This window comes from Guptibacillus hwajinpoensis (assembly GCF_020524165.1).
Lineage (GTDB): Bacteria > Bacillota > Bacilli > Bacillales > Guptibacillaceae > Guptibacillus > Guptibacillus hwajinpoensis_D.
On record NZ_JAIVKU010000003.1, the window covers coordinates 548,628 to 563,509 of the forward strand.

Here is a 14,882-nt window from a genome sequence, read left to right on the forward strand (position 1 = left end):
GACTGTTTGAAAAAGGAGTTCAGAAAGATGAATATGTTTTACAATAAAGAAGGCGTTGGAGATACTTTAATCGTAACTTTAGGCAGTACAGAAAGAGAAGATAAGGCTGTAGAACGCAACGGAAATGTTGCTCGAATCTATAGTAAAGAAACAAATGAGACAATTGGCTATAATCTATTTCATTTTTCATCTCTTCATGAGCTATCGAGCAACGGTGTTGTGGAGGAAAGCGAGGAACTTGTTTCAACAGTTAATCGTTCCATTAAAGATAGCGGCTATCATGATGAGCTCGTTTATGACGCTTCTCCTAAGTTTGTTGTTGGTTATGTTGAAGAAATGGAGAAACACCCTAATGCTGATAAATTAAATATTTGTCAGGTGAATATTGGAGAAGAGAAGCTTCAAATTGTCTGCGGTGCACCGAATGTGGATCAAGGTCAGAAGGTCGTTGTGGCGAAGGTTGGAGCTGTCATGCCATCAGGTATGATTATAAAGGATGCGAGCTTGCGTGGGATCGAATCAACGGGAATGATTTGTTCTGCTAAAGAGCTTGATTTACGAGATGCTCCGAAAGAAAAAGGGATTCTTATTCTTCCAGATGATTATGAAGTTGGTTCTGAATTCAAAGCCTACTAGAAAATTTTCTAGTAGGTTTTTTCTTTCGAGAAAATCGGGTATAAGGAATATTGAACTTATTTTTACTGATTTAGACGAAGAACCTCTTTTTTTTACGAAAGATTTTAGAAAGAGCCTTACAATGTTAGGGAAGTTTCCGATAAAATAGAAGAATAGCGCGCTCTAAAAGGGCTTAATTAGAAAAGGTGATTGTAATTGGATAATAATTGGTTTAAGAAAGTGTGGAGTAAACTATTTGATCTTGAAGAGGAAGACGAGACAGAGCGAAGGGAAGTAGAGGAAAAAGAACCTAAATCTTTAAAGGACCGCGCAGATCGTAAACATTCGATTGGGCGGATGGAAAGTGCAAATCGAAAGAATGAAGCAAGAATTGTTCATCACTATCCGAAAGAAGGAAACTTTCGTTTTCCATTAATTCCTGATCAATCAAATAACCAAACAAAAAAAGAAGGAAGAAAAGAGTTAGACCATCAGAGAAAAGAAAAACAGAGTTCAAATAGGACAAAGTCAGAGAAAGCGACTCCAAAAATGACGCCATCCAAAAAAGAAAGTACTTCAAGGAAAACCGTAAGAGATGGACTTTCAGATAAAGAGGATTCAAGCAACAAAAAGTTTTCGGGCGTTAATTTTAAACCATCTGAAATACCTTCTCCCATTTATGGATTTAGCAAACGACCAGTTGCTGAAAAGATGGAAGACGCAGCAAAGAAGGCGAATCCTAACCCGCGTTATACACCACTTGATAAAAGTGATGTGATCGACAAACTTATTCAGGAACCTACCTCTTACTCTTTAACGGAAGAGCCAAAGAAACCATCTCTCTCAGAAGATTCAAAAATGGCGTTAGAAGCCAACTCTTTGGATGAATCGTTAGCATCCAAAGATGAAAAGACTGTTCAGCCATTGGAAGATACTACGGTATTTGAAAAAGAAGAGAAGCAAGAAGCTATTGAAGGAAATAGGTTTGGAGTACAAAGTGATGATGAACGAGATGTCGAAGAGGAAAGCGTCCACGACCTGGATCTTCCATTGATGCACAAATTAGATTACGAGCAAGAGGAATTACCTTTACTTGAAAATAATGAATCAAGGGAAAACCGTCCGTATTTTAATGGTGAAGAAGAGATCAATAAAGAGACGAAGGAAGAGTCTAACGTAAGCGCATTTGAAAATGAAATGATAGCTAGAGAAAACGTTTCTATTCTCGAAGAAGCAGATGAGCCTCATCATTCTGAGGTGAATGATGAACCAGCTGAAAATGTAGAGGAGTTAGAAGGTTCAAATTTGGACGAAGATCTAGAACCTTTAGACGATGTTGTCGAGCAGCATGACGTGACCATGCAAAGTGAAGAGAAAGTTCAAAAACAGGAAGTAGAACATCCTGCAGATCAGAAACAAGAAGCTGAAAAGCCAACTCTTCCTGTACAAGATCAGTCTCATAAGCGACCTTCTCGCGAAGAAAGTCGTCCTAAACCACAGGTACCTTATAATGTGATGATGCTTGCAAACGATCGTCGTCATGTAACAAAAAAGCCTGGAACAGGTGCTGACTATAAACTTCCTCCTATATCGCTTCTTGATATTCCCCCACGGAATGAAGGGAGTGATGATCAGTGGCTCGAAGAACAACGAGAGCTATTGGAGTCTACACTCGCAAACTTTAATGTACAGGCGAAAGTGGTTGGTGCAACAATGGGGCCAACGGTTACGCGTTTTGAAGTTCAGCCGAGTCCAGGTGTTAAGGTAAATAAAATCACGAATTTAAGTGATGATATTAAACTTAGTCTAGCTGCACGAGACATTCGGATGGAAGCGCCGATCCCAGGGAAAAATGCTATTGGAATTGAAGTACCCAATCCTACAAGTAAGCCGGTGTTCATTAGAGAAATCGTCCGGAGTGGAGCTTTTCAATCTGAAGGTTCATTATTAAATGCTGCACTTGGTTTTGACATTGCAGGAGAAGCAAAAATAACAGACATTCAAAAAATGCCCCACGGTCTCATTGCGGGCGCAACAGGCTCAGGGAAAAGCGTTTGTATCAACTCCATATTGGTTAGTTTGTTACTAAAAGCAAACCCGAACGATGTGAAAATGATGCTGATTGATCCAAAAATGGTGGAGCTCGCACCTTATAATGGCCTGCCGCACCTGGTCACACCTGTTATTAATGATGTAAAAGAAGCGACTACGGCATTGAAATGGGCAGTTGATGAGATGGAAGAGCGTTATGAGAAATTTGCTGCTGCCGGTGTTCGAGATATTAAGCGGTATAATGAGCGTGCAATAAACCACGGCGAGCCGCAACATAAACTTCCATACATTGTCATTGTCATTGATGAACTAGCCGATTTAATGATGGTGTCGCCACAAGATGTCGAAGATGCAATTTGTCGGATTGCTCAAAAGGCAAGGGCGTGTGGTATCCACTTGCTTGTCGCAACCCAAAGACCGTCAGTTGATGTTATAACAGGGCTAATAAAAGCGAACATTCCAACTCGAATTGCTTTTTCCGTATCCTCGCAAATTGATTCAAGAACCATTCTTGACACGAGCGGTGCTGAAAAACTACTTGGAAAAGGAGATATGCTCTGTCTTGAGAACGGCTCATCCAAACCTGTTCGTCTACAGGGGAACTTTGTATCAGACGAAGAAATTGAGCGTGTTACCTCCTATGTACGAAAACAGCGGAAGCCTAACTACCTAATTAAGAAAGAAGATTTAATGAAGAAACAGCAGTATGATGATCAAGAAGATGAATTGTTTGAAGAGGCATGCATGTGGGCTCTTGAACAAGGTCAGGCTTCATCATCAGCTCTGCAACGTCGTTTTAGAATCGGATTCAATCGCGCAGCAAGACTGATTGAAATGATGGAAGAGCGTGGATTGGTTTCTGAAGCGATGGGAAGTAAGCCACGAAGTATTTTGATGAGTAAAGCTGATTTTGAAGAAGCATTCTTAAAAGATATGCACGTCTAGTGCATATCTTTTCTACTTGTTTTATGTAGCCTGGTTCTATATGATAAATAGTGTTAAGCTAATGTTAAATTATAGTCAGATAAGTGAATGGTTGAACATAGAGAGCTCACATTCGAATGACGAAACTACTTGAAGGAGCCCATTATGAAAGAAATTGAACTTAAAATGCAAGGAAAAATAAAAAGACTTACGAACCGGACGTTTAAATTTGATGAGCGTGTGGGAGAAGGCTGGTTTTCTGCTGTTTATTTTCTTAAAACATGCGAGATCGTGGAAGAGTTCAAACCAGATAACATCGTTACGATGCAGTTTTTTCAAAAGCATGATGCTGTTCTTTGTGGTTCAGATGAAGCAATAGCCCTGATTAAGACATTTGCGAAGGATCCTGATTCCTTAGAAATTGAATCACTTAAAGATGGTGATAAGATCTCTCCATTCGAAACCGTCTTAAAAATTAAAGGCCCTTATCAAAACTTTGGTTTTCTAGAAGGGATTATTGATGGTATTCTGGGCAGAAGAACGTCCGTGGCGACGAATGTTTATCATGTAGTAAAGGCAGCGCGATCATCTGGCATACAAAAACCAGTTATTTTCATGGGTGATCGAGATGATCACTATACGCAACAAGCCGGTGATGGATATGCCTCGCACATAGGAGGTTCGACTGCTCAGGCTACGCATGCGATGAATGAGTGGTGGGGAAAAAGAGGAATGGGAACAATGCCTCATGCCCTCATTCAACTGTTCAAAGGGGACGTTGTTGAAGCATCGAAAGCCTATTATGCGAAATATCCTGAAGATGAATTAATTGCACTAGTCGATTACAACAATGATGTCATTACAGACTCATTAAAAGTAGCGAGGGAATTTGGAGAGACATTAAAAGGCGTACGAGTCGATACATCACGCACAATGGTCGATCAGTATTTCTGGAGAAATCCTGACGTTTTAGGAACATTTGATCCAAGAGGTGTTAATGCTGAATTAATATTTGCGTTAAGAGAAGCGCTTGATCATGAAGGATTCAATCATGTCAAAATTGTTGTTAGTGGAGGCTTTACTGAAGAAAGAATCAGAACGTTCGAATCACAGAATGTTCCTGTTGATATTTATGGCGTAGGTAGCAGTTTGCTTAAAGTGGATATTGGGTTTACTGGAGATAATGTGATTCTAGATGATGAACCCGAAGGAAAAGCTGGCAGAAAATATCGACATAATCCACGTCTAGAACGTGTTGAATAAGCAATATAAGACAGGAACACAATCCTGTCTTTTTTGCGCCCGTAGGACTCATTTAGTTTAATGAATGGTATTGTAGACCTGTCTCTCTATCTGCTATAATGTAGTATTGAAAAGAAATGCAGCGCATACTCGTAATAACATCATATACTAAAAAAAGGTTAAGCGGAGAAGAAATGAAAGTGTGGAGGTTCTGAAATGACTATATATCACTTTGTTGGCATTAAGGGATCCGGGATGAGCGCTCTTGCACAAATCCTCAGTGATATTGGATACCGTGTACAAGGCTCAGATGTAGAGAAGAGATTCTTTACCCAGGAGGCTTTAGAACAAAAAGGTATTACTATTCTCCCATTTGGAGAAGAAAATATTAAAGAAGACATGACGATTATCGCCGGAAATGCTTTTGATGATCAGCATGAAGAGTTAGTGAAAGCAAGAGAGATGAACCTTCCTGTCTATCGTTACCATAAATTTCTTGGCGACTTTATTCAAAAGTTCACTAGTATTGCTGTAACAGGTTCCCATGGTAAAACATCAACAACTGGTTTGTTATCTCACGTTGTTGGAGCAGCAGAACCAACATCTTATCTTATTGGAGATGGAACTGGAAGTGGCGTAAAGGATAGCCAATACTTTGTTTTTGAAGCATGTGAATACCGTCGTCACTTTTTAGCTTATCAGCCGGATTATGCGATTATGACAAATATTGATTTTGACCACCCAGATTATTTTGCAGATGTCGATGATGTCTTTTCAGCTTTTCAAGAAATGGCGATGCTCGTAAAGAAAGGCATTATTGCATACGGTGATGATTCGTATCTTCAGCAAATTCAAACAAAGGTACCAGTTGTCTTCTACGGCTTTGATGATCAAAATGATTTTCAAGCGACAAATATCAAAATTGATGAGAACGGTACAACATTTGACGTTCACGTTCGTGATGATTACTATCGGACGTTCCAAATTCCAATGTACGGGAAGCACAATGTGCTGAATGCTTTATCTGTAGTCGCACTTTGTCACTATGAAAATCTTCCAGGTGATGCAGTGGCTGCTCAGTTAGCGAACTTCAAAGGTGTTAAAAGAAGATTTACAGAAAAAGTAGTCGATGGTCAGGTACTCATTGATGATTACGCTCACCATCCAACTGAAATTAAAGCGACTATTGAATCTGCACATCAGAAATATCCAAACCGTGAAGTTGTAGCCATTTTCCAGCCACATACCTTTACAAGAACAAAAACGTTTTTAAATGAATTTGCGGATGTATTAAAAGAAGCAGATGTTGTGTATCTATGCGATATTTTCGGATCTGCTCGAGAAGATGCTGGGCAATTATCAATCAATCAGCTAATTGAAAAAATCCCAAATGCTCATATGATCTCAGAAGAATCCATTCAGCAGTTAAATGAACATGAAAGTGGCGTTCTACTTTTCATGGGAGCTGGAGATATTCAAAAGTATCAAGAAGCATATGAAACAGAAAAAGCATCCATCTAAAAGAAAAGGCTCTTGAGCCTTTTCTTTTTTTATGTACGATTCATTTCACTGAATAGATAAAAGAGATTATGTTATAAAAAAAATTAAAAAAGGAATAATGAGACTTGTAACGAATTTATTATGGTGTAGGGTAGTAAAGTAGACTCATTTTTCATTCATATGTGAAATGACAAACTTGTGTTTACTAAAGACAAATGAAGGGAACAGATGGAGAAAAGGGAGGTGCCAGCACATGGAGATTATTCTTTATTTAAGTGTTGCTATTATTGCGATTGCGTTTGCGGTTTTAGTTTATTTTGTAGCCCAAACGTTGAAGTCTTTGAAAGATACGCTAAGTAACACTGCAAAAACACTTGATAGCCTGGAGAAACAAATGAATGGGTTAACTACTGAAACCACAGCACTGTTACATAAGACAAATTTACTTGCAGAGGATATTCAGGGTAAATCTGAAGCTCTGGACACGGTCTTTGTGCAAGTTAAAGAAGTTGGAACATCATTAGGAAAGATGAATCATTCTTTAAAAAATATTACCGGTAAAGTAACGGATGAAGCTGAACGCCAGTCTGAACAGGTTACAAAAGTAGTTCAATGGGGCAATGCTGCTATGCAGATTTGGCAAAAGTGGCAAGTAAAAAAGAAAGCAACTGATCAATATGTTGATTCAAAATCATAGGAGGTAATGTAAATGTCTGACAACAACATTAACACAAAGGATTTTATCATTGGTTCATTAATTGGTGGAATTGTAGGAGCTGCTGCTGCACTACTATCAGCACCTAAATCTGGTAAAGAGCTTAGAAGCGACCTTAACCAACAAGCTGGAGTTGTGAAGGAAAAGACGTCACAATTCCGTGATTCTGCAGTAGAGCGTAGCACGGACTTTGCTAATCGTGCGAAAGAAAAATCTTCAACAATCTACAAGCAGGTATCTGACCAGTCAAATAACATTGTCTCAAAGATTAAAGATCGTAATCTTGAGTCCGAAGAAAATGAAGCAATTCATACTCAGGCAGACGCTGATGTGGAAAGCTTCCAGCAGGATCTTAACGACCACTTCTCTGAAGAAGAGCCAGCTTCAATGGAAAATCCAACGAAGCCTTAATACGGAAAGCAGACAGAAAAAGAAGAAGCATAATGCTTCTTCTTTTTCATTTAGGCACAAGTTCTTTATAATAAGAGTATAGCTAGATGAAAGGGGACAAATGATGGCCATTACAAAACTAACAACCTCAGATGATTTACAGCGGGTTAAAGAGGAACACACCCAATTTATATTATTTAAAAATAGTACGACATGTCCAATAAGCGCCCAAGCATTCGAGGAATTTGAAAAGTTCTCTGATGACGTGGCAGGAGAAGTATACTATTTAAATGTTCAGGAATCTCGCCCTTTATCAACTGAAATCGCAGAAACGTACGGAGTGAAGCATCAATCACCTCAGGCGCTTGTTTTTAATGGGGATGAAGTCGTTTGGAATGATTCACATTGGAGAATCACTTATACTTCTTTAACAGATGCTGCAAAGCAATTTCTTAAATAAAACGGCGACGTGAAGCCGTTTTATTTTTTGCTGACATGATTTAATGCTTAAAAGCGTTTAAGAATTAAAAGAAAAGTAGTGACATTTTATTTTTCATCGTATATAATAACCCTAATCACTTAAACAGATAGGAGTGGAGATATTATGGCTAATATCCAGATTGATGAGTTGAGAGAGAAATTAGACGAGATTAACTTGCAGCTGCTTGATTTAATTAATGAGCGTGCTGAAGTTGCGAAAGAGATAGGTAGAGTAAAGAAAGCACAGGGAATTAATCGTTTTGACCCTGTTCGAGAGCGTAAGATGCTTGATATGCTTACAGAGAAAAATGGTGGGCCATTTGATAATTCCACTCTACAGCATATCTTCAAGGAAATTTTTAAGGCAAGCCTTGAGCTACAGGAAGACGATCACCGCAAAGCGTTACTAGTTTCAAGAAAACGTCAGCCAGATAACACGGTTATTGATATTAGAGGCGAAAAAGTTGGAGATGGCAGCCAGGTTCTTATTTCCGGCCCATGTGCTGTTGAAAGCTATGAGCAAGTTGCAGAAGTGGCGAAAGCAGTTAAGAAGCAAGGATTTAAAATGTTGCGCGGTGGTGCTTTCAAACCACGTACATCACCATACGATTTCCAGGGTCTTGGTGAAGAAGGTTTGAAGATTCTTAAACAAGTTGCTGATGAGTACGATCTAGCAGTCGTGAGTGAAATTGTTAATCCAGCTGATATTGAAACAGCAGTAAAATACGTTGATGTGATCCAAATTGGGGCACGTAACATGCAGAACTTCGAGTTGCTTAAAGCGGCAGGTTCTGTTGATAAACCAGTTCTCCTTAAGAGAGGGTTATCCGCGACAATACAGGAATTCATTAATGCTGCAGAGTACATTGTTTCGAACGGAAATACCCAGGTCATGCTTTGTGAACGTGGAATCAGAACGTACGAAAAAGCTACGCGAAACACGCTGGATATTACGGCTGTTCCAATTCTAAAGCAGGAAACTCATTTGCCAGTTTTAGTTGATGTGACGCATTCAACTGGGCGAAAAGATCTTCTATTCCCGGCAGCAAAAGCTGGTCTAGCGATTGGTGCTGACGGCATTATGGTCGAAGTTCATCCAGATCCTGCGGTTGCTCTATCAGATGCAGCTCAACAATTAGACATTCCACAATACGAACAATTTGTTGCAGATCTAAAAGCTAGCGGATTATTCAATCCAGCAAAAGTTACGCCTTCTACTATTTAAGTAGAAGGTTTTTTGTTGCACTCCGTTCTTTCATATGAAAGAACGGAGTGAATTTATTTCAATAAGTGGGATTGATTGGGAATAAAAGAGCGTAAGAGTGTTATCATATGTAATAATCAAGACAAATGGTATGCTGTTATCATTTTATGTGTGAAATTTATGCTTATATGAAGCAAAAACGCTTTAAATATGCTATCTTTAATACAGTATCTACTTGTGAAATATCCTACATACCAATTGTAGACAATTTCACCCGGATAAAACAATGGATTAGTGTTAGTCGATATAAGGATTTGGTTTGCAGTCAAACGGATAGTATCGTATCATTAAGTAAATTAAAGTCCGTAAGAGCATGAAGGAGGATCATCGTGAATACAACGATTTATGACGTAGCGAAAGAAGCTGGAGTATCGATGGCAACGGTATCAAGGGTTGTCAACGGTAATCCTAATGTAAAGCCTGCCACTAGAAAGAAAGTGTTAGAAGCGATTGAAAGACTTGGATATCGTCCTAATGCTGTCGCAAGGGGACTAGCTAGTAAGAAAACGACTACTGTAGGGGTTATCATACCTGATATCTCAAGTATTTTCTTTGCAGAGCTTGCACGAGGTATTGAAGATATAGCGACAATGTACAAATATAACATCATTTTAAGTAATTCCGATCAAAACAAAGAAAAAGAAATTCACTTATTGAATACAATGCTTGGGAAACAGGTGGACGGTATTGTTTTCATGGGTGGTAAGATTACTGAGGAGCATGTAGAAGAATTTAAGCGCTCTCCTGTCCCCATTGTACTAGCCGCTACGCTTGAAAAGAGTCAGGAAATCCCTTCGGTTAATATCAACTATCAGAAGGCGGCTTATGAGCTCGTTACAAGCTTTATTGAAAAGGGACATAAAAAAATAGGTCTTGTTAGTGGTCCACTTGAAGATCCAATTAACGGGGAAGAAAAGTTCCTTGGATACCGCACAGCTCTTGAAGATGCTGGAATGAAAGTTGATGAAAACTGTGTAGCCATTGGTGACTATACGTATGATTCAGGTATTGAAGCGATGGAAGGATTCCTTGAGCTAGATGAGAAGCCTACAGCTATCTTTGCTGGTACAGATGAAATGGCTCTTGGCGTTATTCATGCTGCTCAAGATAATGGATATAACGTACCGGAAGATTTCGAGGTAGTTGGCTTTGATAACACAAGACTTGCTACAATGGTTCGACCAACACTTTCTACTGTAGTACAACCAATGTACGATATCGGAGCTGTTGCGATGCGTCTGCTAACGAAATTAATGAATAAAGAAACAGTAGAAGAGCAAACTGTTGTATTGCCGCACCGTTTGCAACATCGTAATTCAACCATTCATAACGAGGAATAGTAAAACGAGCCATTTTGGCTCGTTTTTTTATTCCTTCGTTATTTGGTAGAGGGCTCGCTCGCAAGTTAGCTTGTTTTTCTCCGTAATTTCTTGTTTTCGCGGAATGGGATCGTATAAATCATTCTCGTCATGCCAATTTTCAGGGAGAGTAAGAGGAGAAAGGGGTTTCCATCGATCTAACCACTGCTGTGGGAGTCTTCCTGTCATTGATAACCCTTTCATTTCAAGCCAAATCCTGGACCATGCTCTCGGTACCACTCTCCAAATGTCATATCCGCCTCCACCAACAGCAATCCATTTTCCATTACAGTATTCATGTGCAAGTTGATGAGCTAACTTAGGAATAAATTCGTAGCTTTTCATAGATACAGAAAGGTGAGTTAGTGGATCATAATAATGAGCATCGGCTCCATTTTGAGTTAAAATCACATCAGGTTTAAAAAAATCGATTACTTTCCTGAAGGAAGCTTCGTAAACTTCCTGAAATGATTCATCTTCAGTAAAAGCATCGATGGGTACATTAAACGAAAACCCATATCCTTTTCCCTGACCTTTTTCGTTAATGTTTCCTGTTCCAGGAAATAGGTAGCGGCCCGTTTCATGAATCGATAAGGTACAAACGTCAGGATCGTCATAGAAAGCCCATTGAACACCATCCCCGTGGTGAGCGTCCGTGTCGACATAAAGAACTCTGGCACCATATTTTTTCTTCATGTACTCTATGGCAATGGAACTATCATTATAGATACAAAAGCCAGATGCTTTTCCTCGAAAACCATGATGCAGGCCCCCTCCTACATTGAGCGCATGATCAGATTTACCTGTCATAACAGCGTCAACTGCCGTAAGCGTACCTCCAACAATGAGTGCACTTGCTTCATGCATATTTGAAAAAATCGGCGTATCTTCAGTACCAAGTCCATAGTTCGTTGCGACGGAGGAAGCGAGACTTCCTTTGCCTGCCTTTTTCACTGCGTCAATGTATGCTGGGTCATGAATAAGAGCAATTTCATCATCAGTCGCTATTCGAGGAGCAATCACATCAGTTTCATGTAAAGCTTTAATCTCTGTTAAAAGATCCTGAGTGAGTTTAACACGAATATGGTTGAAAGGATGGTCATCACTAAATTTATAGTTAAGGTAATCTGTGGAGTAAACAAAAACAGAATCGCACGTCATCTTTGAACACCCGGCATGCTTGGCCAGAGAACCTCATAACCTTCCTTTTTAATGTCATTTACGACCGAAGTTGGATTCATTGTCTGTATGCGAAAAACAATATTTTTGTATTTCTCATCATGACTGCATGGATAAACAAGTACACTGATGATGTTAACATTACGTTTTTTTATGATTTGGGTAATGTCAGCGAGCTGTCCAGATACGTTAGCGACCTGAACTTCAATATGCGAGCTCGGCTGGTGTGCCCCTGTAAGTAGGATAAGCGTATGTAACATATCCGTCTCAGTTACCATGCCAATCACTTTTCGATTTTCAACAATTGGAATGGAACTAATCCGCTGTTCGTAGAAAATGGTAGAGATTTCTTCAACGAAATCTAGAGGATGAGCCGTAATCACATTTTTCTTCATAATAGAGGAAAGCTGTGATTGTAACACTTCCTTGTTCGGATTTGCGTCAAGAATAGATGGACTAGCATCTTTAAGATCCCGATCCGAAACAATACCTACAAGTTCTCCGACAGTATTCACGATTGGCAGGTGACGAATGTTTTTCTCTCTCATAAGAATGATCGCATCCGCGATAGTTTGATTCTCTTCAAGAGAAAACACATTTCGGTTCATTATTTCTTCTATAACCAACTTCATTCACTCCTTTGCAATCTTAGTACATGAAGCGATTATGGAAACGCAAGCGATCAAATGCTTGAATGGAGTCTTGATTAATTCTAGATCCAATCCTGGCCATTAAGCAGTTTGCTGGATGAGAACTGATTTCCGGGTCATCCGTTGCATACCATTCAAGACCTCCTGCATTCATCATTTTCTCCATCACTTTACGATAATCCCAGACTGATAGCCCTGTCCCTTTAAGGTCCCAATGCCAATAATACTCAGTTGTAATCACAATATAATCGTTCATGGCATCGTCCATAAATGAGGTTTTTAAAAGGCTTTTCCCAACTTTCGCGTTACGATATTTTGGGATAACTTCAATCGCTCCTAATTCAATCAAGTCTTCCATTTTTCCTTCCGACCACCGTTCAAGAGGATCCGGATAAAGGAAGGTAACATACCCGACGATCGTTTCTCTCTCTCTAGCAACAATAATTCGGCCTTCAGGAAGACCGGCTATTTCAACTAGTGCTTTATGTTGTTGTTCAGGTGGACGAAATGCGACAAGATCCTTATGTAAATGATAGGATGCCAGGCGATTGGGACTGATTGGGCCTTCAATAATTAATTTTCCATGAGGTGTGTTCCACTCAATTGCATTATACGTTTTATGATGTTCCATCTAGTCACCACCTTTTCATAATGGTCTCTATTCTTATTATACATGAAACAAACTAAATGTAAGGGGTTTCAATCGTATTTTTTGAAGTTTTGTCATTTGTTAAAAAATTAGGAATTTATGTTATACTAACAGGGAAAGACATGAAGGAGAAGGAGGAGATTACTTATGGATTTGAAACCGCTTTCTGCTACATTGGGTAATCATAATTTGCAGGATTATGAAGCTACATATGAAAATTTTGATTGGAAAGACGTGGAGAAAACATTTACTTGGAGTGAAACAGGGAATGTCAATATGGCGTATGAAGCCATTGATAGGCACGCTGAGTCCGATCGTAAAAACAAAGTAGCTCTTTATTTTTCTGACCCAAATCGAGATGAGAAGTATACGTACAGTGAAATGAAAACAATGAGTAACAAGGCAGGGAACGTTCTAAAAAAAGTGAATGTGGAAAAAGGGGATCGCGTTTTTATATTCATGCCACGCTCTCCAGAACTATACTTCATTCTGCTAGGCACTCTTAAACTTGGTGCCATTGCTGGTCCACTTTTTGAAGCTTTTATGGAAGGCGCAGTAAGGGATCGCCTTGAGGATAGTGAAGCAAAGGTACTTGTTACCACACCTGAGCTACTTGAACGTGTTCCAGTTGAGGAGCTTCCAAATCTCGAAAGTGTTGTTCTAGTAGGAGAGAACGTGGAAGAAGAAGGTCCCTATATAGACTTTTATAAGCATTTTGAATCAGCGGAAAAGAAGTTGAAAATAGAGTGGGTTGATCGTGAAGATGGTATGATTCTTCATTACACCTCAGGTTCAACAGGTAAGCCAAAAGGTGTTCTTCATGTTCATAATGCAATGGTGCAACACTATCAAACAGCGAAGTGGGTACTTGATCTAAAAGAAGATGATGTCTACTGGTGTACAGCGGATCCTGGCTGGGTAACGGGAACGTCTTATGGCATTTTTGCTCCATGGCTTGCCGGAACGTCAAACGTCATTCGTGGTGGCCGGTTTAGTCCAGAGGATTGGTATGGGACAATCGAAAAGTATGAAGTTACCGTATGGTATAGTGCACCAACTGCTTTTCGTATGCTAATGGGCGCTGGAGATGAGATTGTTAAGAAATATGATCTTTCCTCTTTACGTCATGTATTAAGCGTAGGGGAGCCATTGAATCCTGAAGTTATTAAGTGGGGGAATCAAGTCCTTGATCTTCGAATACATGATAACTGGTGGATGACAGAGACGGGTGCACAGCTAATCAGTAATTATCCATCAATGGAAATAAAGCCAGGATCGATGGGAAAACCGATTCCAGGTGTTCATGCAGCGATCGTAGATGATCAAGGAAATGAACTTCCTGCCAATCGAATGGGGAACCTTGCGATAAAAAAAGGCTGGCCATCAATGATGCGAGCCATCTGGAATCGTCCTGAGAAATATGAAAGCTATTTCTTAAAAGGGGACTGGTACGTATCAGGTGATTCAGCTTATAAAGATGAGGACGGATACTTCTGGTTCCAGGGTCGAGTTGATGATGTGATTATGACTTCTGGTGAAAGAGTTGGCCCATTTGAGGTGGAAAGTAAGCTTGTTGAACACAGAGCGGTTGCTGAAGCTGGGGTTATTGGTAAGCCAGACCCTGTTCGAGGTGAAATCATTAAAGCCTTTATAGCACTGAGAGATGGTCATGAGCCATCTGATGAGCTCATGGAGGAGATTCGTAACTTTGTGAAAAAAGGTCTTGCTGCTCATGCAGCACCACGAGAAATTGAATTTAGAGATAAGCTTCCGAAAACAAGAAGTGGTAAAATCATGCGTCGCGTGTTAAAAGCATGGGAACTTGATTTACCAACTGGTGATTTGTCGACAATGGAAGATTAGG

13 protein-coding genes are annotated in these 14,882 nt (G+C 39.7%); 10 read left to right on the forward strand and 3 right to left on the reverse strand.

The genetic code is table 11. The features are described from left to right. Positions 1–27 precede the first annotated feature (27 nt). The 9 genes from ytpR to ccpA all read left to right on the forward strand — a co-directional run bounded on the left by ytpR (position 28) and on the right by ccpA (position 10,522). The gene (gene ytpR, locus LC090_RS05990; protein ID WP_226656229.1) at positions 28–636 is read left to right on the forward strand and encodes a YtpR family tRNA-binding protein; all 609 of its coding nucleotides are present in this window, start codon (positions 28–30) and stop codon (positions 634–636) included. Between the two features lie 195 nt (positions 637–831). Beyond that, on the forward strand, positions 832–3,612 hold the full coding sequence (locus tag LC090_RS05995) for a DNA translocase FtsK (protein ID WP_226656231.1): 2,781 nt from the start codon (positions 832–834) through the stop codon (positions 3,610–3,612). Between the two features lie 144 nt (positions 3,613–3,756). Then, positions 3,757–4,854: a nicotinate phosphoribosyltransferase gene (locus LC090_RS06000; protein ID WP_226656233.1), complete on the forward strand. Its 1,098-nt coding sequence runs from the start codon at positions 3,757–3,759 to the stop codon at positions 4,852–4,854. Between the two features lie 195 nt (positions 4,855–5,049). Next, positions 5,050–6,354 (forward strand): UDP-N-acetylmuramate--L-alanine ligase, encoded by a 1,305-nt coding sequence (gene murC, locus LC090_RS06005; RefSeq protein WP_226656235.1) that lies wholly within the window; start codon positions 5,050–5,052, stop codon positions 6,352–6,354. A 232-nt stretch (positions 6,355–6,586) separates the two neighbouring features. Continuing rightward, complete coding sequence (locus LC090_RS06010; protein WP_098444566.1) at positions 6,587–7,030, forward strand: DUF948 domain-containing protein; 444 nt, start codon at positions 6,587–6,589, stop codon at positions 7,028–7,030. Positions 7,031–7,042: 12 nt separating this feature from the next. Next, positions 7,043–7,459 (forward strand): YtxH domain-containing protein, encoded by a 417-nt coding sequence (locus tag LC090_RS06015; protein ID WP_226656237.1) that lies wholly within the window; start codon positions 7,043–7,045, stop codon positions 7,457–7,459. Positions 7,460–7,562: 103 nt separating this feature from the next. Next, positions 7,563–7,898 (forward strand): bacillithiol system redox-active protein YtxJ, encoded by a 336-nt coding sequence (gene ytxJ, locus LC090_RS06020; RefSeq protein ID WP_226656239.1) that lies wholly within the window; start codon positions 7,563–7,565, stop codon positions 7,896–7,898. Between the two features lie 144 nt (positions 7,899–8,042). After that, positions 8,043–9,143 (forward strand): bifunctional 3-deoxy-7-phosphoheptulonate synthase/chorismate mutase, encoded by a 1,101-nt coding sequence (locus tag LC090_RS06025; RefSeq protein WP_226656242.1) that lies wholly within the window; start codon positions 8,043–8,045, stop codon positions 9,141–9,143. 368 nt (positions 9,144–9,511) lie between these two features. Next, positions 9,512–10,522, forward strand: a complete 1,011-nt coding sequence (ccpA, locus tag LC090_RS06030) for a catabolite control protein A (protein ID WP_224593076.1) — start codon at positions 9,512–9,514, stop codon at positions 10,520–10,522. A gap of 27 nt (positions 10,523–10,549) precedes the next feature. Here the strand turns inward: ccpA and LC090_RS06035 are convergent, their stop codons facing one another. From LC090_RS06035 to LC090_RS06045, 3 genes are read right to left on the reverse strand one after another with little or no spacing between them, the layout of a single operon-like run. Beyond that, positions 10,550–11,701 (reverse strand): acetoin utilization protein AcuC, encoded by a 1,152-nt coding sequence (locus tag LC090_RS06035; RefSeq protein ID WP_226656244.1) that lies wholly within the window; start codon positions 11,699–11,701, stop codon positions 10,550–10,552. Next, positions 11,698–12,345, reverse strand: a complete 648-nt coding sequence (locus LC090_RS06040) for an acetoin utilization AcuB family protein (RefSeq protein ID WP_226656246.1) — start codon at positions 12,343–12,345, stop codon at positions 11,698–11,700. The genes LC090_RS06035 and LC090_RS06040 overlap by 4 nt, the downstream gene beginning before the upstream one ends. Before the next feature lie 22 nt (positions 12,346–12,367). Then, positions 12,368–13,000 carry a GNAT family N-acetyltransferase gene (locus tag LC090_RS06045; protein ID WP_226656249.1) on the reverse strand — a complete coding sequence of 211 codons (633 nt, stop codon included), beginning with the start codon at positions 12,998–13,000 and terminating at the stop codon, positions 12,368–12,370. Between the two features lie 165 nt (positions 13,001–13,165). On the opposite strand from LC090_RS06045, the gene acsA reads away from it, so the two are divergent. Next, the gene (acsA, locus tag LC090_RS06050; RefSeq protein ID WP_226656251.1) at positions 13,166–14,881 is read left to right on the forward strand and encodes an acetate--CoA ligase; all 1,716 of its coding nucleotides are present in this window, start codon (positions 13,166–13,168) and stop codon (positions 14,879–14,881) included. Position 14,882: the final 1 nt, after the last annotated feature.

Excerpts from the sequence above, each read along its gene's own strand:
- ytpR (WP_226656229.1), top strand. The coding sequence starts at position 28 with ATGAATATGTTTTACAATAAAGAAGGCGTTGGAGATACTTTAATCGTA.
- LC090_RS06000 (WP_226656233.1), top strand. The coding sequence starts at position 3,757 with ATGAAAGAAATTGAACTTAAAATGCAAGGAAAAATAAAAAGACTTACG.
- murC (WP_226656235.1), top strand. The coding sequence starts at position 5,050 with ATGACTATATATCACTTTGTTGGCATTAAGGGATCCGGGATGAGCGCT.
- LC090_RS06010 (WP_098444566.1), top strand. The coding sequence starts at position 6,587 with ATGGAGATTATTCTTTATTTAAGTGTTGCTATTATTGCGATTGCGTTT.
- LC090_RS06015 (WP_226656237.1), top strand. The coding sequence starts at position 7,043 with ATGTCTGACAACAACATTAACACAAAGGATTTTATCATTGGTTCATTA.
- ytxJ (WP_226656239.1), top strand. The coding sequence starts at position 7,563 with ATGGCCATTACAAAACTAACAACCTCAGATGATTTACAGCGGGTTAAA.
- LC090_RS06025 (WP_226656242.1), top strand. The coding sequence starts at position 8,043 with ATGGCTAATATCCAGATTGATGAGTTGAGAGAGAAATTAGACGAGATT.
- LC090_RS06035 (WP_226656244.1), bottom strand. The coding sequence starts at position 11,701 with ATGACGTGCGATTCTGTTTTTGTTTACTCCACAGATTACCTTAACTAT.
- LC090_RS06045 (WP_226656249.1), bottom strand. The coding sequence starts at position 13,000 with ATGGAACATCATAAAACGTATAATGCAATTGAGTGGAACACACCTCAT.
- acsA (WP_226656251.1), top strand. The coding sequence starts at position 13,166 with ATGGATTTGAAACCGCTTTCTGCTACATTGGGTAATCATAATTTGCAG.